23 protein-coding genes are annotated in these 17,250 nt (G+C 44.2%); 19 read left to right on the top strand and 4 right to left on the bottom strand.

Going from position 1 to position 17,250, the window contains the following annotated elements:
- Positions 1 to 13: 13 nt before the first annotated feature.
- The 6 genes from GSF08_RS08160 to GSF08_RS08135 all read left to right on the top strand — a co-directional run bounded on the left by GSF08_RS08160 (position 14) and on the right by GSF08_RS08135 (position 4,173).
- On the top strand, positions 14 to 331 hold the full coding sequence (locus GSF08_RS08160) for an anti-sigma factor antagonist (RefSeq protein WP_160625316.1): 318 nt from the start codon (positions 14 to 16) through the stop codon (positions 329 to 331).
- Positions 328 to 771 (top strand): anti-sigma F factor, encoded by a 444-nt coding sequence (gene spoIIAB / locus GSF08_RS08155; RefSeq protein ID WP_160625315.1) that lies wholly within the window; start codon positions 328 to 330, stop codon positions 769 to 771. The genes GSF08_RS08160 and spoIIAB overlap by 4 nt, the downstream gene beginning before the upstream one ends.
- Positions 752 to 1,474, top strand: a complete 723-nt coding sequence (locus tag GSF08_RS08150; protein WP_160625314.1) for a sigma-70 family RNA polymerase sigma factor — start codon at positions 752 to 754, stop codon at positions 1,472 to 1,474. Before spoIIAB ends, GSF08_RS08150 begins: the two co-directional genes overlap by 20 nt.
- A gap of 65 nt (positions 1,475 to 1,539) precedes the next feature.
- Positions 1,540 to 2,496: a Gfo/Idh/MocA family protein gene (locus tag GSF08_RS08145; protein WP_160625313.1), complete on the top strand. Its 957-nt coding sequence runs from the start codon at positions 1,540 to 1,542 to the stop codon at positions 2,494 to 2,496.
- Positions 2,493 to 3,134: a GNAT family N-acetyltransferase gene (locus GSF08_RS08140; RefSeq protein WP_160625312.1), complete on the top strand. Its 642-nt coding sequence runs from the start codon at positions 2,493 to 2,495 to the stop codon at positions 3,132 to 3,134. Before GSF08_RS08145 ends, GSF08_RS08140 begins: the two co-directional genes overlap by 4 nt.
- Complete coding sequence (locus GSF08_RS08135; protein ID WP_160625311.1) at positions 3,124 to 4,173, top strand: hypothetical protein; 1,050 nt, start codon at positions 3,124 to 3,126, stop codon at positions 4,171 to 4,173. The genes GSF08_RS08140 and GSF08_RS08135 overlap by 11 nt, the downstream gene beginning before the upstream one ends.
- Before the next feature lie 25 nt (positions 4,174 to 4,198).
- Here GSF08_RS08135 and GSF08_RS08130 read toward each other — a convergent pair whose 3' ends face one another.
- Together GSF08_RS08130 and GSF08_RS08125 are read right to left on the bottom strand one after the other, a co-directional pair.
- Positions 4,199 to 4,528, bottom strand: coding sequence for a branched-chain amino acid transporter permease (locus GSF08_RS08130; protein WP_160625310.1), 330 nt, complete (start codon positions 4,526 to 4,528; stop codon positions 4,199 to 4,201).
- Complete coding sequence (locus GSF08_RS08125; RefSeq protein WP_160625309.1) at positions 4,519 to 5,211, bottom strand: AzlC family ABC transporter permease; 693 nt, start codon at positions 5,209 to 5,211, stop codon at positions 4,519 to 4,521. The genes GSF08_RS08130 and GSF08_RS08125 overlap by 10 nt, the downstream gene beginning before the upstream one ends.
- 405 nt (positions 5,212 to 5,616) lie before the next feature.
- On the opposite strand from GSF08_RS08125, the gene GSF08_RS08120 reads away from it, so the two are divergent.
- Both GSF08_RS08120 and GSF08_RS08115 read left to right on the top strand, forming a co-directional pair.
- Complete coding sequence (locus GSF08_RS08120) at positions 5,617 to 6,654, top strand: C45 family autoproteolytic acyltransferase/hydrolase (RefSeq protein WP_160625308.1); 1,038 nt, start codon at positions 5,617 to 5,619, stop codon at positions 6,652 to 6,654.
- A gap of 89 nt (positions 6,655 to 6,743) precedes the next feature.
- Entirely contained in the window at positions 6,744 to 7,427 is a 684-nt protein-coding gene (locus GSF08_RS08115; protein ID WP_160625307.1) for a phosphoribosylaminoimidazolesuccinocarboxamide synthase, read from the top strand.
- A 10-nt stretch (positions 7,428 to 7,437) separates the two neighbouring features.
- On the opposite strand, the gene sigK is transcribed toward GSF08_RS08115, so the two are convergent.
- A complete protein-coding gene (gene sigK, locus GSF08_RS08110; RefSeq protein ID WP_160625306.1) occupies positions 7,438 to 8,139 on the bottom strand; it encodes an RNA polymerase sporulation sigma factor SigK in 702 nt (233 codons plus the stop codon).
- Positions 8,140 to 8,212: 73 nt separating this feature from the next.
- Positions 8,213 to 9,256 carry a zinc-binding metallopeptidase family protein gene (locus GSF08_RS08105; RefSeq protein ID WP_160625305.1) on the bottom strand — a complete coding sequence of 348 codons (1,044 nt, stop codon included), beginning with the start codon at positions 9,254 to 9,256 and terminating at the stop codon, positions 8,213 to 8,215.
- A 139-nt stretch (positions 9,257 to 9,395) separates the two neighbouring features.
- On the opposite strand from GSF08_RS08105, the gene GSF08_RS08100 reads away from it, so the two are divergent.
- The 11 genes from GSF08_RS08100 to nth all read left to right on the top strand — a co-directional run bounded on the left by GSF08_RS08100 (position 9,396) and on the right by nth (position 17,206).
- Positions 9,396 to 10,676 (top strand): amidohydrolase family protein, encoded by a 1,281-nt coding sequence (locus GSF08_RS08100; protein ID WP_160625304.1) that lies wholly within the window; start codon positions 9,396 to 9,398, stop codon positions 10,674 to 10,676.
- A 152-nt stretch (positions 10,677 to 10,828) separates the two neighbouring features.
- Positions 10,829 to 11,362: a YqeG family HAD IIIA-type phosphatase gene (locus GSF08_RS08095; RefSeq protein ID WP_160625303.1), complete on the top strand. Its 534-nt coding sequence runs from the start codon at positions 10,829 to 10,831 to the stop codon at positions 11,360 to 11,362.
- Positions 11,346 to 12,425 carry a GTPase gene (locus GSF08_RS08090; protein WP_160625302.1) on the top strand — a complete coding sequence of 360 codons (1,080 nt, stop codon included), beginning with the start codon at positions 11,346 to 11,348 and terminating at the stop codon, positions 12,423 to 12,425. Before GSF08_RS08095 ends, GSF08_RS08090 begins: the two co-directional genes overlap by 17 nt.
- Complete coding sequence (yhbY, locus tag GSF08_RS08085) at positions 12,425 to 12,709, top strand: ribosome assembly RNA-binding protein YhbY (protein ID WP_160625301.1); 285 nt, start codon at positions 12,425 to 12,427, stop codon at positions 12,707 to 12,709. The genes GSF08_RS08090 and yhbY overlap by 1 nt, the downstream gene beginning before the upstream one ends.
- 1 nt (position 12,710) lies before the next feature.
- Positions 12,711 to 13,754: a nicotinate (nicotinamide) nucleotide adenylyltransferase gene (gene nadD / locus GSF08_RS08080; RefSeq protein WP_160625300.1), complete on the top strand. Its 1,044-nt coding sequence runs from the start codon at positions 12,711 to 12,713 to the stop codon at positions 13,752 to 13,754.
- Complete coding sequence (gene rsfS / locus GSF08_RS08075; protein ID WP_160625299.1) at positions 13,747 to 14,082, top strand: ribosome silencing factor; 336 nt, start codon at positions 13,747 to 13,749, stop codon at positions 14,080 to 14,082. Before nadD ends, rsfS begins: the two co-directional genes overlap by 8 nt.
- Positions 14,079 to 14,786 carry a class I SAM-dependent DNA methyltransferase gene (locus GSF08_RS08070; protein WP_160625298.1) on the top strand — a complete coding sequence of 236 codons (708 nt, stop codon included), beginning with the start codon at positions 14,079 to 14,081 and terminating at the stop codon, positions 14,784 to 14,786. The genes rsfS and GSF08_RS08070 overlap by 4 nt, the downstream gene beginning before the upstream one ends.
- A gap of 2 nt (positions 14,787 to 14,788) precedes the next feature.
- A complete protein-coding gene (locus GSF08_RS08065; protein WP_160625297.1) occupies positions 14,789 to 15,469 on the top strand; it encodes a 5'-methylthioadenosine/adenosylhomocysteine nucleosidase in 681 nt (226 codons plus the stop codon).
- Between the two features lie 101 nt (positions 15,470 to 15,570).
- Positions 15,571 to 16,026 (top strand): hypothetical protein, encoded by a 456-nt coding sequence (locus tag GSF08_RS08060; protein ID WP_160625296.1) that lies wholly within the window; start codon positions 15,571 to 15,573, stop codon positions 16,024 to 16,026.
- Complete coding sequence (locus GSF08_RS08055; protein ID WP_160625295.1) at positions 16,023 to 16,562, top strand: DnaD domain-containing protein; 540 nt, start codon at positions 16,023 to 16,025, stop codon at positions 16,560 to 16,562. The genes GSF08_RS08060 and GSF08_RS08055 overlap by 4 nt, the downstream gene beginning before the upstream one ends.
- Positions 16,562 to 17,206 (top strand): endonuclease III, encoded by a 645-nt coding sequence (gene nth / locus GSF08_RS08050; protein ID WP_160625294.1) that lies wholly within the window; start codon positions 16,562 to 16,564, stop codon positions 17,204 to 17,206. Before GSF08_RS08055 ends, nth begins: the two co-directional genes overlap by 1 nt.
- The last annotated feature ends 44 nt before the right edge of the window (positions 17,207 to 17,250 follow it).

Below are 17,250 nucleotides of genomic sequence, written 5' to 3'. Positions count from 1 at the left end.
CGGAGGGATTTCAATGAAACATCAGTATATTGACGGAACACTGTATTTTTATTTTTATGGTGATCTGGATAACCTGACGGTGAGCAGATTAAAGGATATCTGTATAGCCTTGATCGATGAATACAAGCCGCGGCAGGTAAAGCTTGATTTTGAAGGCGTTACCTTTGTGGACAGTACCGGCATCGGTTTTGTGCTGGCACGCTATAAGCAGCTGCGGAAGATGAACAGTGAGCTGATTATCTGCAATCTGTCCAGAACCAATCAGACATTGTTTCACATGTCAGGTATCTTTCAGATTATGAAGCATGAAAGGAACGGGGTTAAACTATGAATAACATGACATTAACATTTCCCAGCAGACTGGAAAATGAAGCGTTTGCACGCACGAGTGCAGTTGCTTTTTTAATGCCGCTGAATCCAAGCGTGGATGAGATCATGGAGATTAAAACGATCATCGCAGAAGCGGTTGTGAATGCGATGATCCATGGGTATGAACAAAATCAGGAGGGAATCATCACGCTGAAGCTGGAGTATGATGATCAGCGCACGATTCATATTCTGGTTGAGGATGAAGGGTGTGGTATTGCCGATATTGATCAGGCAATGCAGCCGCTGTTTACGACCAAGGAGCATTTGGAACGAAGCGGTATGGGCATGACGATTATGGATACCTTTGCCGATGAATTCCATATCACCAGCGGGATTGGTAAGGGCACCAAGCTGGAAATGACAAAGAAACTGCACGGAACGCATGAAAGCACTCAGCAATGAAGAACTGATTGCGAAAGTAAAAGCAGGTGACGAAACGGCCAAGGAACTGTTTGTGAATCAGAATGCACCGCTGATCTATGCAATCATTAAGCGGTTTTCACGCGGCAATGTATCGCGTGAGGATCTGTTTCAGATTGGATGCATCGGTTTGATGAAAGCACTGAATAACTTTGATATGAGCTATCAGGTGAAATTTTCAACCTATGCGGTGCCGATCATCATGGGTGAGATCAAGCGGTTCTTCCGCGATGATGGAAGCATGCGGATATCCCGTTCCTTAAAAGAGGGCTATTTGCAGATGCTGAAGGTCAAGGATAAACTGATTCAGCAGCAGGGACGGGAAGTGACCTATCAGGAAATTGCCGATGCTATGCAGATTGAAGTCAGTGATGTGATTCTGGCATTTGAAGCAAATCAATTTATCTATTCCTTTGATGAGCCAATTTATGAAAGTGACGGCAGTGCCGTCCATCTTGAGGATAAGGTCGGCACCAGCAACGAGCAGCAGCTGCTGATGACGATGTCGCTTCGCAAGGAGATGAAAACGCTGGATCAGCGAGATCAAACGCTACTATACTATCGCTATGAACTGGGGCTGAAGCAAGAGGAGATCGCTAAAAAACTGGGTGTCTCACAGGTGCAGGTGAGCCGCTTGGAAAAGAAAATATTGAAGAAACTGAGGGAACGGCTGGTTAACGGCTGAAGTTCCCTTTTTTATAGGATAAAAGATACTTTCATGATATAATATGTTACCGAGAGGTGACGAACATGCAGTGTGTAAAATTTGGAATTATTGGTCCCGGAACAATTTCACATCGTTTTGTGAAGGGGCTTCGTCATGTTCCCCAAGCCGAGCTGGCCGCTGTCGCATCCCGCGATCAACAAAAAGCTCTGCGCTATGCGGATGAATATCAAATACCGTTTGTATTTACCAGTTATGAAGCGCTGTTTTCCAGTGAGCAGGTGGATGCGGTCTATATTGCGACCCCGCCCCATACGCACTTTGATTTGGTAATGGAAGCATTGAAGCATCATAAGCATGTGATTTGTGAAAAACCGTTTATGCTGAATCATAAACAGGCGGAAATCGCATATGCCTATGCAAAGGAACAGAAATGTGTCCTAATGGAAGCGATGAAAGCCGTATTTCTGCCGGTTACCAAGCATGTCAAAAGCTGGCTGGAGGATGGCAGAATCGGCGACATCAAATATATGGAAGCGAGCTACAGCTATTTGTTTCCGCATGATGATATGAATCACTGGGTCTTTCAAAAGCAATACAGCGGCGGGGGGATGTTTGACGTAGGCTGTTATCCATTGGCCTATACGATGCATCTTAGATCGGCTAAGATCGTTGAAGCAAAGGCGATGCATCTCGATGGAGCAAGCGGTGTCGATGAAATTACCCAGCTATTGCTTCGCTATGAGGATGGAGTCATGGCCAGCGTACGTGGTGGAATAGGCGTAGATACCCGTAACGATGCAATGATTTATGGAACCAAAGGCCATATTTATGTGCCGGACTTCTGGAAGGCGGAGCGCGCTTATTGTTATGAGGATGGACAGGAAGAGCTGTATGAGGAGCTTCACGACAAAGCGGAGTTCCGATATGAGATTGCTCATTTTGCGGATTTGATTCTGCATGGTGAAAAAGAAAGTGATATCTGGTCAAGCGCAAAAAGCACATTGATGCTGAAGCTGATGGAAGCGAGCGTGGATGCATGAGTTATGCGCTGAGTAAGCCGGAAATAGCAGAGCTTCATGAGCTTCTTGCTGCCGGTTTTTATGAGGATCGGCTTTATGAGGTAGCATTTCCCAATCAAAATACCAGAATGGCTGTCATGCTTCAATTTTTTCGGCTTTACATCAAAGCCATTGCTCCGTATTGTCACATGTATGCGGACAGTATGGCGGTGCATAGCATTTTGATCGCGTATGACAGCCGTTTATGGCATGCCGCATCATACATCTGGTCGATGCTGCGGCTGAATGCAGGACTGCTCAGCTTGCTTTTCCGCTTTAAAAGCTTTGAGGATGCCTTTCATGCATTGCGCTGTTACGGGATGTTTACCAGCGCCTGGGTAAAGGATTTTAAAATGCGGCAGTATTATCATCTGGATCTGCTGTGCACCTGCCAAGACAGCCGAAGAATGGGCTATGCACGAAAATTGGTAGAGGAGCTGATTGTACGTGCTGATGAGGAGCATATGGATATTACATTGGAAACTCATGAGCTGTCCAATGTAGAATATTATGAGCGATTTGGATTTGCTCTGGTAAAAACAATTACGCATGATGGATTCAAAATATCACAGTACTGTATGCTCAGACGTTGCAGGGAGGAGACAGCGAATGACAAATAAACAGATGGTAAAGGCTTTTTGGGAAGAATTTGAGGCCATACATAAAGATCTGCAGAAAGCAATCCGCAATGAGGATCGAGAAGCGCTGAAAGTGCTTTTAGATACCTTGAATGATCAGCTAATGCTGATCGCCGGATGCAAATGTGAGGTAGAATTGGCTGACAACGGCTTTTATGAACTGACTTTTGATACGGGCATGAATAAAACCGCGCAATATATCTGCGCATGCTTGAAAAAGGAAGCACCGCATACAATCGTGGACGAATGGATCATCAATGCTTTTCGTCAGCCGCTCAGTGAGCGGGCGATGCATACCGTTTTAAACATCAAGGGTCAACAGTATACACCGGTTGATTTTAAAATCTATTATGATATTGATACAAATATGAAAGCAATGCATGTGCAAATGTATTGTGAAGCCTTCAAGAGCATGGATGAAGTCCGTCAATATGATATTGCCCGCTATCTTCTGGAGCTTTTCATCGGGGAACTGGAGCTGGAGGCGCGCATCGCTTCCTTGCGGATTCTGGAAGCGCCGATCGATCATGAAAATGTGGTTCTGCTTCCTAATTTTTATGAAGATATCTGCGATATTGTCATTGATCAGGATTGGACTTCCTACAGTGATCCAACCGTTATCTATTCCGTATACAAGCTGAATGAAGAAGTAAAGGCCATGGGACTACGCAAGGATATTACGATTCTTGCCACCAGCAATCCGATTTTATTTGAAGAGCTTCAAAATCAAGAACAGGACAGCTGTCGTGATTTTCAGGATAAAGGCGGGGAATACGGCTACTGCTATTATGATCGCAAAGATGAGAGTGAAGCCAGTGCCATACGCAATGCACAGATTGAAAAGGAACTGCATGAACTGTTGTATCCGCTTGGAATTGCCCGGACAATCGGCAGCGGTATCGGAACCAAACACTGTTATATTGATTTTGCTATCTTTGATAAGCCGTTGTTTTTACAAGCGTTGAAGCGCATCAATGAAAAAACAGCCCTTGAGCTGTTTTATAAAAGTTTTACTGCTTAACATCCGGAAAACCGGATGTTTTTCTTTAAAATAAGTGAAGCAGGAGCATGTATAAAGCAGTACCGACGCTGATGCTCAGCAAAACATTGCGTTTCCATGAATGCAGCACCACGATGACAGTAATAGAAAGCAGTTCGGGTATGCCATAGGGCATGGAAACAAAGGAGACATCGCGCAGGCAGTAAATAATCAGCAATCCCATCATGGCCGGCGGCAGCGTTCTTCCTAAATAACGGATGGTATCGGGTGGCCGATGATGATCGGGAAATAATAGAAAGGGAAGGAATCGGGTAAGCATGGTACCTAACGCAATCGCTGCGATCGTTATCAGTGTTTCAACTGTATTCAACTGCATATGCGTTTCCTTTCAGCCAGCAGAATCAACAAAATTAGGATCATGGACGGAATGACCATGTTGGCACTGCCGAAGATGAGCAGACAGACAGCGGAGGCGAACAGTCCCATGATTGCAGTGCTGCGATTCTCCTGTTTATAAAACTGTTCCAGAAACAATACAAGAAATAGAGCAGTCAAAACAAAATCCAGACCGGTTGTGTCAAAGTGCAGAAAGGAACCAACGGTTCCGCCTAGGAAGGTACCGAGCACCCAGTACAGATAATTCATGAGCGAGATCCCGAGATAGAAGCAGCGAGGGGAAACATCAGCTGGGGGCGTGATTCCATAACTGATTGAAAAGGTTTCATCACACAGCGTATAAATCAGGAAGGGACGGACTTTGCCCATACCTTTGTATTTTGAAAGCATGGAAAGACCATAAAAAAGATGACGGGCATTTACCATAATACTCAGTAAAAATGCCTGCAGCGGATCAAAAACCGCCGTCAATAAAGTAATTGCCACAAATTGCATACTGCCGCAGAACGCGACAGCACTCATCAGCACCGACCATCCAGTGCCGTATCCCTTTGTCTGCATCAGAATGCCATATGCCATACCCAACACCAGAAATCCGGTCAAAACCGGCACGGTGTATGGAAAAGCAGCCTTGAATGCTTTGATCCATTCCTGTTTATTCATAAGTAAAATCCCCTTTTTATTACGTATAAATATACAACGATATGAGAATTTGTAAAGGGCTGATATTGGATATTTTATTTTTGAGATTGTATATGTTTTATGTAATCGATATTTAATCTAAGGTTGAATGGATACAGTTTCCGTTTCATGTGATGTGTTTAAGTATCAAGAAGGTTCCCGCGGTCAATCATTTCGAGGATGGTTAAGGGCCGTCATTCTTAACCTTACAATCCTTTAACCGGGTTTTGAGACCTTGCTTTATATTAGAAACCGGGAGCTTTTTATGATAAAAATGAAAGAAAAATATGATTAAATTTACATACGATTTTGCATTGACAGGAAATTTTTATCGGGTTATGTTGTATTAGAGTTACCGGTAACTCCTGGAAAAAGGAGTGTTTACATATGGTTCATTTACACATGAAAGGTAAGCCCTATGAAGCGGGCTTTAAATGGGGCAGGCAAATATTTGATCATGGCATCAGGCTGCTGGAGCAGGTTCCCTTTGACCTGGATGAACAACGAAGAAAATTCGCGGCTGCCTGTGATCCGTTTTATCAGCGGTATTGTCCTAATGTGGTGGCGGAAATACAGGGAATAGCTGACGGACAGAGGATCACCTATGAGTCATTGACAGCAGTGTTATATAGCATGTACTGTATCCAGCCGAAGCATAAATGCACTTGTATGATCATGAAGAACGACAATGCGTATCTGCTGTGCCGCAACAGTGATTTTTTGACTTCATTAGAAAACTTGTATGCGAATGTAATATATCAATTAGATGATTGCTTTTCTTTTCAGGGCAATACGACAGCGTTTGTGGAAATCGAGGATGGCATGAATGAACAGCGATTCGCGATCGGCTTGACATCGGTTTATCCGGAAATGATCAAACCAGGACTTAATGCGGGCATGTTGGTACGATATTTGCTGGAGCGCTGTCGCAGTACGAAGGAAGCGCTGGAACAACTGAAATTACTGCCGATTGCTTCTGCCCAAACGCTTACGATGATCGATGGATCGGGGCATGGTGCTGTTGTGGAATGTGATTGTGAATCCATGATCGTGCTAGAGGAGCCGGATTGCTTAGCTGCGGTCAATGCTTTCCACAGTAAGGTCTTGAAACAAAAACGAAATACCTCAATTGATGACTGGTACTCTGATCTTCGATATGAAACGGCAATCGAGGCTTTGCGTAACATCCCCGCGTCCGCGCTTCAAGCATATGGCAGGGAGGTATTATCGGGTAAGCATGGCTTTTTATGTCAGTATGATCGAGCTGCTGGCAAAGATACTGTCTGGTCGGTGATCTATGATACATTAAATAACGAAATCCTGCGGTGTGAGGGGAATCCAGCGCGCCGATCCTTTCAAATTGACAATCGTGATCGAAAAAATCATGGGGAAGCATGCGTTCTTTCGGGTAACCGTTTACAGTAAAAAAAACGAATCAAGGGTTAAAAAAATCTATGCTTGAAGAATATCCTGTGATACAATAGGCGTGTAAATTTTTACATATGGAGGATAACATGGAAAAAGTATACGAAGGTAAAACGAAAACGGTCTACGCTTTGCCAAACGGCAATTGCCTGCTGAAGTTCAAGGATGATGTTACCGGAGAAAACGGTAAATTTGATCCGGGTGCCAATACAGTCGGTTTAAGCATTGAAGGTATCGGTAAAGAAAACCTCAAAACAAGTATTCATTTTTTTGAGAAAATCAATGCGGCCGGCATTAAGACTCATTATGTAAGTGCTGATGTTGATGACGCAACCATGGAAGTGCTGAAAGCAACACCGTTTGGTCATGGCTTAGAAGTAATCTGCCGTTATCGTGCTGTCGGAAGCTTTTTCCGTCGTTATGGGGAATATATTAAGGAAGGTGCTGAGCTGCCCGGCGGCTTTGTGGAAATGACCTTCAAGAATGATGATCTGGGTGATCCGATCGTATCCAAGGATGCACTAGCCATTCTTCAGGTCATGAATGAGGAGCAGTATGAAAAAGTGAAGGCCATGACTTTGGCTATTACTAAAATTGTCGCTGATGATTTAAAAGAAAAAGGCCTAGATCTGTATGATATTAAATTTGAATACGGATATAATGGAGAGAATGTTATTTTAATTGATGAGATTGCTTCCGGAAATATGCGTGTCTATAAGGACGGAAAGTATGTTGAACCGATGGATCTGACTGCGATGATCCTTGGGTCATGAAAAAAGATGCTTAGGCATCTTTTTTTTCAGCTTTTTTGAATTCGCGGTAAATTTTCATAAAAGCGCGTTTTTCAATCCTGGATACATAGGAACGGGAAATATGCAGCTCCTTGGCAATTTCTCGCTGTGTTTGTTCCCGCTGATTGAATAGTCCGAAGCGTTTCGTAATGATTTCCAGTTCTCGTGAATCCAATACGTAGATATAGGTTTTCAGCTTTTTGATATTATCCTCAAGAATCATGTTTTCAATGACCGATTTATCCTCCGGAGCGCTGATTGCATCGATCAGGGTGATTTCACTGCCGTCCTTATCCGTCGCAATCGGTTCATTTAAAGATACATTCTGAAAATAATTTTTGGAGGAGCGAAGGTACATCAATATTTCATTTTCAATGCAGCGTGATGCATAGGTAGTTAATTTATGGCCTTTTTCAGGCTTAAAGGAATCGATAGCTTTGATCAAACCGATCGTTCCAATGCTGATTAGATCTTCTGTCTGCTCGCGTTTAATATCGTATTTTTTTACAATGTGTGCAACCAGCCGCAGGTTGTGTTCAATCAGCATATTACGCGCTTCTTCATCATGCTCGGGAAGCAAGGCAAGATACTTTGCCTCATCTTCCTTGCTGAGCGGCTGCTGGAAAGAATTGCTGCGAATATATCCGACAAAGCACAGGGCATTGGCCAAAACTTCAAAGATTGTAGTAAACATCATGATCACCTAACCTATGTATATGTAAATATTCTAAAAATCATGTCAATAAAAAAAGGAGCATTTAGCGCTCCTAGAAAATTGGATCAAGCAGATAGGATATAAATAAACGGGCGGTATTCTCAATCGCACTAACATGACAGCGCTCCATTCCATGACTTCCATAGCAAGCCATGCCGAAGGCTGCCGCATAGAGGTTATTGCCGGAGCGCAGAGCAGCGCTGGCATCAGTGCCGTAACGATAGAAAATATCTACACAATAACGAATCTTCTCAGCCTTTGCGAGCTTGATCAGATGTGTGGTGAGGGCACGATCATAGGGGGTATAATTATCTTTTGCGCAGATGGAAATGGTGAATTCATCACTGTTATAATCAGGCCCGATCAGACCGATGTCAAGGGCTACGTAGGATTCTGCCTCATCAGGCACAACGGCGCCACCGTGTCCGATTTCCTCAAACATCGGAAATGCGAGTATTGTGCGGTAATGTGGTTTTAACTGATTTTGCTTCAAATAGTCCAGTCCGGCAAAGACAGCCGCAACCGCTGCTTTATCATCAATGAATCGAGATTTTACATAACCGCTTTTCGTAACCTGAAAATGCGGCTCCAGCCAGATGATATCACCGTGTTCAATACCAAGTCTGCGCACATCCTGCGCACAAGTGATTGGTTCGTCCAAAGTGATGATCACAGTGTTTTCATCTCGAATCAGCGTGCGGGCATCGTCAAACACATGGGTAGAATGGGAGGTGCAGGCGAGCAAACCGGTGAAGGTTTGGTTCTCTCTGGTGATGACTGTAACACTTTCACCCTCCAGATTGGCATAATTGATACCGCCTAAATTGCGGGTGGCAATGGTTCCATCAGCGTTGATATGACGAACGATCAGTCCTAATGTATCGAGGTGAGCACCAACGCATATCGTATGCGAATTATCCTCACCATCCAGGGTGATATAGGCCGTGTGCTTGCGGTCATAGGTTAGCTCATAGCCAAGATTCTTTGCCAGAGCCTCCATTAACGGCATGATTTGTTCGCTGTAGCTGACCGGACTAGGCGTATCGATTAGCTGCTTCATTATGTCTAATAAATATTCACGATTAATAGGTATCATAAGCTTCTCCTTTTCAAATAATAGTTTATCACAAAAAAGTATAGTTGATTATTCAGATTTGAATTCCTTTGTTCTGTTATATTGAAACCCTTTCGAATTGGGATTACAATATGGATAATGAAGCTAGGAGGATATCAGAATGAAATATGCTTATGGGAATGGGATCATACTTGACGGCACGCTAAACATGGAACCCAAAAAAGATATGATCGTATTGATTGAACATGAAAAAATCGTTGATATCGTTGATAAGGGGACAGACATCAGCGGGTATGAATTTGTCGATCTAAAGGGAAAATACCTCATGCCGGGACTGATTAATTTACATGTGCATCTGCCGGGCAGCGGAAAGCCATTGAAAGAGGGGCAGGATAATGGTGAACGCATTAAAAAACTTGCGAAAAATCCGATTGTATTGATCGCAATCAAAAAGATTTGCGAAAAGTATGCGAAAATGGAATTAATGAGTGGAGTAACGACGATTCGTACGGTCGGCGGGGCTAAGGATTATGATACAAAAATCCGTGATAAGATCGCATCGGGACGGATGATTGGGCCGCGCATCCTCGCCAGTAACTATGCGATTTCAGTACCGGATGGTCATATGGCTGGATCGCTGGCTTATGTTGCGAACAGTCCGAAGGAAGCGCGTGCATATGTAAACAAGATTGCTAATGACCGCCCGGATTTGATAAAGCTGATGATCACCGGAGGGGTACTGGATGCGAAAGCGAAGGGGGAACCGGGAGTATTGAAAATGCCGCCGGCATATGTGAAGGCAGCCTGTGAGGAAGCACATCGGCTGGGGTTACAGGTGGCGGCACATGTCGAAAGTCCGGAAGGGGTACGCGTTGCTTTGGAAAATGGCGTAGATACGATCGAACACGGGGCAAAGCCGGATGAAACGATCCTGAAACTGTTTCAAGAACGTCATGCATGTCAAGTAGCGACACTGTCTCCCGCCCTTCCATATGCGCTGTTTGATCGTTCAATCTCACATGCGTCAAAGCTGGAACAGTATAATGGCAATATCGTTTTTGAGGGCATCATCGAATGTGCGAAGGCTTGTCTGAAAAATAATATACCGGTTGGCTTGGGTACGGATACCGGATGTCCGTATGTAACTCATTATGATATGTGGAGAGAGCTTGTTTACTATCATAAGTTCTGTCATGTTTCCAATGCGTTTGCTTTGCATACGGCAACGCTGATCAATGCCCAAATTGCCGGGATTGCTGCTATTACCGGTTCGATTGAGATTGGCAAATGTGCTGACTTGATCGTGACCGCGGAAAATCCACTGGAAGATCTGAAGGCATTACGAACAATCGATATGGTTGTGGCAGGCGGTAGGATCATAGACCATCCTCGGATAAAAAAAGTTCCGGAAATTGAGCGAGAGCTCGATAAATTTCTATAAGCTGGATTTTCAATCATTTTCAAACAGCCATACTGTAGAGGTAAGGCTGTTTTTAATTCCATAAAAGAAATGTGAAAGCTGTCAATACAGTTACTGGTATTTATCCCCTTAAATATGGTAAAATAGGCAATAGAAATGGGAGGAATACAAGATTGTTGAAATGGTTTTATCCGAAGTTATATATCAGCAGTTATCAACTGCTGAACCCAGACTATTTAAAGCAGCACCATATTAAGCTGCTGGTCTGTGATATAGATAATACCCTGGTGCCTCATGATGTTGCCGATCCGGATGAGGCTGTTTTTGCTTTTGTTGAAAAAATGAAGGAGCATGGTATTTTGATGGCTCTGGTATCCAACAATGTAGAAGAACGGGTAAAGGTATTTGCGAAACCCTTGGGAATCCCTTATTATCCCTTTGCCAAAAAGCCGTTTCAGAAGCAGTATCACCAGATTCTAAAGGATTTTAAATTATCAAGGGATGAGGTCGCGGTTCTAGGTGATCAGTTGCTGACAGATATGCTGGGTGGTAATCTGGCACATTTTTATACGATTCTCAGTAAGCCGGTGGTGACCCGTGATCTGAAATGGACGAAGATCAACCGGCTGTTTGAAAACTTGATCTATCGGCTGTTAGAACATAAGGAATTGTTAATACGAGGTGAATTTGATGATGAGACGCTGTAAAGGATGCGGAGTAGTGCTTCAGGATACGGATAAGCGAGCGATCGGCTATACACCAGATTTGAAAAAGGACTTCTGTCAGCGATGTTTTCGCATAACTCATTATGATGATGTCATGATTTCTATGAAACAGGGCATTGATACGGATGCGGTACTGGAAAAAATCGAACAGCTGGATGCGCTGGTAGTGTGGGTTGTTGATTTGTTTGACTTGGAAGCAAATTTGATCAGCGGTATGAATCGAAGGCTGCGCGGAAAAGATATTATCCTGGTTGCGACCAAACGGGATCTGCTTCCCGATACGCTGGGAAATGAAAAGCTGAGCCGATTTTTGATTCAGCGATTAAAAGAAAATGATCTCACGGTAGATGGTATTGTCATTTGCGGTGATCTGGTGAAGCATGCGTTTGCTGATTATAATGGTTCATTGGATGCGGTTAAGGAAGCAATTGAGCGATATCGAAACGGTCGTGATGTGGTTATCATGGGGATGGCAAATGCCGGTAAAAGCACTTTGCTGAATGCGCTTATTCCCAATCAGCATCTGACGACATCACGTCATCCGGGGACGACCCTGGATTTCAATGAGTTGTCAATGGGAGATTACTGTATTTACGATACTCCCGGATTAACGCGAAATGACAGCTTGTTGACCCATGTTGATGATGAATGGCTGAAAACGGTCATTCCACAGCGGGCTTTAAAAGCCCGTGTCTATCAGCTGCGCGGTGATCAAACGCTGTCAGTGGGCGGATTGGCACGGCTGGATCTGTTCGGCTGTGAGGCTGTCAGCTGTGTCGGATATTTTGCGGATAGTTTACCGATGCACCGATCCAAGCAGGAAAAAGCTGATGGGCTGTGGGAACAGCATTTACATGAGCTTCTCTCACCGAGTTTAAATGAAAACTTCCGGGAGATGAAGGCTTACAATTTTCCCAAGCATTCAGATAAAATCGATATAGTGATCCATGGTCTTGGCTGGTTTTGCATCAGCGGTCAAGTAAAGGGATTGCGAGTTTACGTACATAAGGATGTCCATGTGACATGCAGAAAGGCGATGATGTGATGTTAACTAAACAAGAAAAGAAAACACTGCGCAGTATGGCGCATGGATTAAAGGCGTTGTTTCAGGTAGGTAAAGATGGAATTCGTGAAAACTTAATCAAAACTCTCGATGATTCGCTGGAAGCGCACGAGCTAGTAAAGCTTTCACTTTTGAAAACGTGTCCGATTTCCGTACAGGAGGCAGCTTTGGATTTGGCTAGCGCAACGCACAGCGACATTGTCCAGATCATCGGCCGTACGCTGGTGCTGTATCGCCGTTCTGATAAAAACAAACTGGGGCTTTGATATGCGGATCGCAATACTGGGAGGAAGCTTTGATCCGATTCATAAGGCCCATCTGCAAATCGCAAAATGTGCAAGGAAGCAATTTGCGGATGAAGTATGGTTCATGCCTACGGCACAAACGCCTTTGAAAAATCGTTCTCTCAGCGAGAATCATCATCGGGCAGCGATGATCCGCTTGGCGATCGCTCCTTACCGTCATATGCGGTTATCTACGCTGGAGCTGGAGCGCGGCGGTGCTTCCTACACGATTGATACGGTACAGGAATTAATTCGGCGTTATCCCCAGCATACATTTTACTGGTTGATCGGAAGTGATCAGGAAGCTCAGCTGGCACAATGGAAGGATATTGAAACACTTGCTCGGCTTGTTTCAATATGCGTATATCCCCGCGGGGATCAAACTAATATTACCAAGCATGATTTTCCCATTCAGCAGATGACGATGAAGCCAATGCCCATCAGCAGTACGATGGCGCGATCCAATGAGCTGTCGATTCTGCCGTATTCGGTACGGCGCTATATCGGTGAACATGGCTTGTATATGGATGAGATCGTTTCGCATACGATGAGTGAGAAACGCTTTTCCCATTCAAAACGGGTTGCCGAGCTGTGTGTGGAGCTGGCAGCGGTTCATGGCTTGGATACTAGACAAGCTTATCTGGCTGGTATTCTGCATGATGTATGTAAGGAATGGCCTTATGAAAAAGCCAGAATATGGATGCGTCATATGGAACCGCAGTGGCTTAACAGCGCTCCGGCAATCTGGCATGGTTTTATTGCATCCCGTTATGTGAAACGCTATTATCAAATAAATGATCGTGAAATAACGTATGCAATTCGCTGGCATGTGCTGGGCAGTGATTCCACTAAGCTGGCAATGATTCTGTTTGCGGCGGATAAGCTGGAACGAGGCCGCGGCTATGACAGCAGCCGGGAAATTGAATTGTGTAAACATAACCTGAGGCTGGGCTATCAGGAAGTTAAGCGACAGCAGCAGGCATATATCGAACAAGAGCATAAAAAGGAGATTGCAGTACATGAATGAAATTTTAAAAAAAGCAGTACATGCATTGGATGAGAAAAAGGCCAACCGCATCACGGTATACGATTTTCGTGAGATCAATCCATACATGGAATATGTCGTGATTGCGAGCGCATCCAATCAGCGACAGGTATGGGCGTTGGCCGATCATGTCGTAGACAGCGCAAAGGAAGCGGGCTATGATCTTCGAGCCATTGAGGGAACAAGAGAAAGCCGCTGGGTGCTGGTCGATCTGCATGATGTCGTGGTCCATGTATTTTTGGAAGAGGAACGGGAGCATTATGGCTTAGAAAAGCTGTATGCCGATGTTCCGCGATTAGAAGCTCTATGATGTATCAGGCGCTGGCCGTTTATTATGACGAGCTGGTCGGTGATGAAGAAACTACACTGTTCTGGAAGAATGAAATCAAAAAGCAGATTAACGCTGGATCGATTCTGGAATATGCGTGCGGCAGCGGTGATATGGCAATCGCCCTGGCAAAGGATGGGTATGCTGTCACAGCAGGGGATATTAGTGAAGCGATGCTTCAAAGCGCACGAGCCAAACCGGGAAGTGAACTGGTTCATTGGCAGATACAGGATATGTGTGCTCCGGCTGAAGTGAATGAATTGTATGATGGTGTGATCTGTCTGTGTGACAGCTTCAACTATCTGCTTGAAGATGAACAGGTATACGCTTTTTTTCATAATGCTTACCAGGCATTGAAGCCAGGAGGCTGTTTTATTTTTGATACGCATTCATTGGATCGGCTGAAAGAATTTGAAGATGAATATCTGGAAGAGGGATCGCTGCATGAGGTACAGTATGAGTGGAGTATTCTCGCACAGGAGGATCGGCTCTATCAAAACTTTCTGTTTTTTGATGAAAACGGGGTTACCCATCATGAACAGCATATCCAGAGAGTCTTTGCCCCTTCTTTTTTAAAGGAGCAGCTGGAGGAATGCGGTTTTTCTTGGAAGGTCATGACCGATTTTAAAAAGCCTGGGATTCAGCCGGGAGAGAAATATTTTTATCTTGCGAAAAAGGAGAAATGAGTATGATTGGAATCATTGCGGCGATGGAACTAGAAAGAGATGCATTGGAAATGCGTATGCAAAAATCCGAGCGGCAGATCATCAGCGGTATTTCATTTACGCTTGGTAGCTTAGCTGGCCGTGATGTTGTATTGATGATGAGCGGGGTGGGAAAAGGTTACGCAGCGATGTCCACAACCATACTGCTGGAGCATTTTGCGATTGATTCAATCATCAACATTGGAACCGCCGGAGGAATCCGGCCGGAAGAACATATCCTGGATATTGTAATCGGTGAACAGGTAGTTCAGCATGATTTCGATACATCAGCACTTGATGGTGAAACTGGTATCGGCATGTATTTTAAGGCTGATGCAAAGCTGGTGGAGATGGTTCAAAAAGCGATTCAGGAGGAAGCGCATGAGGTGTTCATCGGACTGATCGCCAGTGGTGATCGCTTTATTACAGCTGGTGAGCAGATGGATCGGATACAAAGACTTTATCCCAAAGCGATGTGCTGTGAAATGGAAGCCGGAGCGATCGCCCAGGTTGCAAACCATTATCACTGTCCGTTTGTAGTGGTTCGCTCTTTATCCGACGTTGCCTGCCATGAAAATTCTCATATGGATTTTCTTCAGTACGCCGATATCGCATCGAAACGATCAGCCGCTTTTGTAGAGTGCGCGGTAATGAATTTTGAATAAGTCCGTCAGGGACTTTTTTCTTAGGGGTAGAAACAGGTAAGTATTTTATGATACATATGCAGTGAAATGTTGTATAATAAAATGGAAATTGAGGTGTGTATATGCATAGCCGCATGCGAAATATAGTTGTAACATTGCTTTTACTGCTGATTTTGGCGGGAGTGCTGATTGTTGAAATATCAGTATTTATCACCGGTCCGAATCAGAAATATGAAAAAGATATTGCCGCTGTCAAAGTTAAGATCGCGCAGGACTATAAGAACATTGAGGCGGTAGAGCGCCATGCTTTTCATTATGTGACCTACAGTGGTCACAGCAGCAATTACGATTACTGGTTTGATCAGGATGGTAAGCTGCTGATGAAACGCAGTATCAAGAAAGACCGACGTGAGGAAGCAATGCAAAAAGCCATAGATACATATCAGCTGAAAGAGGCAAAGGTGACATTGGGATATGGCTATAAGAATGCCGTATATATCGTGACAGGGAAGCATCAAACGGTATATTATGATTTTGATTCCTTGAAGCAGGTGTATTATCGGGAGGAAACGGTATGAGTGAGAAATGGTGGACCCAGCGTTTTGTCAATCGCAGGGATTTTTTGCTGGATCGTTTTGAATCATTAACCTTGACAGCACAGGAGGGCATGATTCTCCTATTGATTGATTTTATGAATGAGCACCGCTTAATTATTTCACATGCCGTGCTGGCGGCCAAGCTGAAGATTGATGATCAGGAAGTGGATGAATTACTCTCAACCCTGGTAAATAAGGGATACTTACAAATTCTTTATCAGCAGGGAACGATTGAATTTTCAATCGACGGAATTTTTGAAGAACAAAGGAAACCTTCTGTCACCATCAGTGAATCATTGTTCGATATGTTCGAGTCGGTGTTTGCAAGACCACTGTCATCAGTTGAAATGCAGCGCATTGCAGAATGGATGCAGACGTATGAACAGGCCATGATTGAATACGCGCTGCGGGAAGCGGATTTATACAATACGCGCAGTCTTGATTATATTGACCGCATCTTAGCGGAATGGAAACGGCGGGGATTAAACGCAGAACAATTGGAACGGGGGGAACGATAATGACAACGGATGAAATTCTGGATCTTCTGGAGGAACGCTTTCCAAACGCGGAATGTGAACTGTATCATCAAAATGCTTTTCAATTAATTGTAGCGGTGGTATTATCTGCCCAAACAACGGATCAGTCTGTAAATCGGGTTACACCAGCTCTGTTTGAACGATACCCGGATGCAGGCACGATGGCTATGGCAGATGTAAAAGCGGTGGAGGGATATATTAAAACAATCGGCCTCTATCATAATAAATCTCGAATGATCATCGGACTGGCTCAGTCTTTAATGGAACATTTTCAGGGTGAGGTGCCTAGCAGCATGAAAGATCTGACGTCGCTTTCCGGGGTAGGACGCAAAACGGCGAATGTTGTTCGCAGTGTCTGGTTTGATATCCCGGCACTGGCTGTGGATACACATGTAGAGCGCATATCCAAACGGTTGGGTCTTGCCAAAGTACAGGATAGCGTAGAAACAGTGGAAACAAAGCTGAAGCGCAAGATCAAGCGTGAACGTTGGAACCGTGCGCATCATCTGTTCATCTTTTTTGGACGATATATGTGTACTGCCAGAAATCCTCAGTGTGAAGGCTGTCCGTTTGTCTCCTTCTGCAAGAAAGATAAACTGGAAGCATACCGTAAGACAAAAGGCTGATAGATGGGACAGAAACAATCTGTCCTTTTTTAATCTTCTGCTTT

The organism is Copranaerobaculum intestinale (assembly GCF_009831105.1).
Taxonomy (GTDB): Bacteria; Bacillota_I; Bacilli_A; order Erysipelotrichales; family Erysipelotrichaceae; genus Copranaerobaculum; species Copranaerobaculum intestinale.
The sequence above is the reverse complement of the archived record's forward strand: the minus strand, read 5'-3'. Positions and strand labels throughout refer to the sequence as shown.

Coding starts and splice junctions, on each gene's coding strand:
- GSF08_RS08160 (WP_160625316.1), top strand. CDS start 14: ATGAAACATCAGTATATTGACGGAACACTGTATTTTTATTTTTATGGT.
- spoIIAB (WP_160625315.1), top strand. CDS start 328: ATGAATAACATGACATTAACATTTCCCAGCAGACTGGAAAATGAAGCG.
- GSF08_RS08150 (WP_160625314.1), top strand. CDS start 752: ATGAAAGCACTCAGCAATGAAGAACTGATTGCGAAAGTAAAAGCAGGT.
- GSF08_RS08145 (WP_160625313.1), top strand. CDS start 1,540: ATGCAGTGTGTAAAATTTGGAATTATTGGTCCCGGAACAATTTCACAT.
- GSF08_RS08140 (WP_160625312.1), top strand. CDS start 2,493: ATGAGTTATGCGCTGAGTAAGCCGGAAATAGCAGAGCTTCATGAGCTT.
- GSF08_RS08135 (WP_160625311.1), top strand. CDS start 3,124: ATGACAAATAAACAGATGGTAAAGGCTTTTTGGGAAGAATTTGAGGCC.
- GSF08_RS08130 (WP_160625310.1), bottom strand. CDS start 4,528: ATGCAGTTGAATACAGTTGAAACACTGATAACGATCGCAGCGATTGCG.
- GSF08_RS08125 (WP_160625309.1), bottom strand. CDS start 5,211: ATGAATAAACAGGAATGGATCAAAGCATTCAAGGCTGCTTTTCCATAC.
- GSF08_RS08120 (WP_160625308.1), top strand. CDS start 5,617: ATGGTTCATTTACACATGAAAGGTAAGCCCTATGAAGCGGGCTTTAAA.
- GSF08_RS08115 (WP_160625307.1), top strand. CDS start 6,744: ATGGAAAAAGTATACGAAGGTAAAACGAAAACGGTCTACGCTTTGCCA.
- sigK (WP_160625306.1), bottom strand. CDS start 8,139: ATGTTTACTACAATCTTTGAAGTTTTGGCCAATGCCCTGTGCTTTGTC.
- GSF08_RS08105 (WP_160625305.1), bottom strand. CDS start 9,256: ATGATACCTATTAATCGTGAATATTTATTAGACATAATGAAGCAGCTA.
- GSF08_RS08100 (WP_160625304.1), top strand. CDS start 9,396: ATGAAATATGCTTATGGGAATGGGATCATACTTGACGGCACGCTAAAC.
- GSF08_RS08090 (WP_160625302.1), top strand. CDS start 11,346: ATGATGAGACGCTGTAAAGGATGCGGAGTAGTGCTTCAGGATACGGAT.
- yhbY (WP_160625301.1), top strand. CDS start 12,425: ATGTTAACTAAACAAGAAAAGAAAACACTGCGCAGTATGGCGCATGGA.
- nadD (WP_160625300.1), top strand. CDS start 12,711: ATGCGGATCGCAATACTGGGAGGAAGCTTTGATCCGATTCATAAGGCC.
- rsfS (WP_160625299.1), top strand. CDS start 13,747: ATGAATGAAATTTTAAAAAAAGCAGTACATGCATTGGATGAGAAAAAG.
- GSF08_RS08070 (WP_160625298.1), top strand. CDS start 14,079: ATGATGTATCAGGCGCTGGCCGTTTATTATGACGAGCTGGTCGGTGAT.
- GSF08_RS08065 (WP_160625297.1), top strand. CDS start 14,789: ATGATTGGAATCATTGCGGCGATGGAACTAGAAAGAGATGCATTGGAA.
- GSF08_RS08060 (WP_160625296.1), top strand. CDS start 15,571: ATGCATAGCCGCATGCGAAATATAGTTGTAACATTGCTTTTACTGCTG.
- GSF08_RS08055 (WP_160625295.1), top strand. CDS start 16,023: ATGAGTGAGAAATGGTGGACCCAGCGTTTTGTCAATCGCAGGGATTTT.
- nth (WP_160625294.1), top strand. CDS start 16,562: ATGACAACGGATGAAATTCTGGATCTTCTGGAGGAACGCTTTCCAAAC.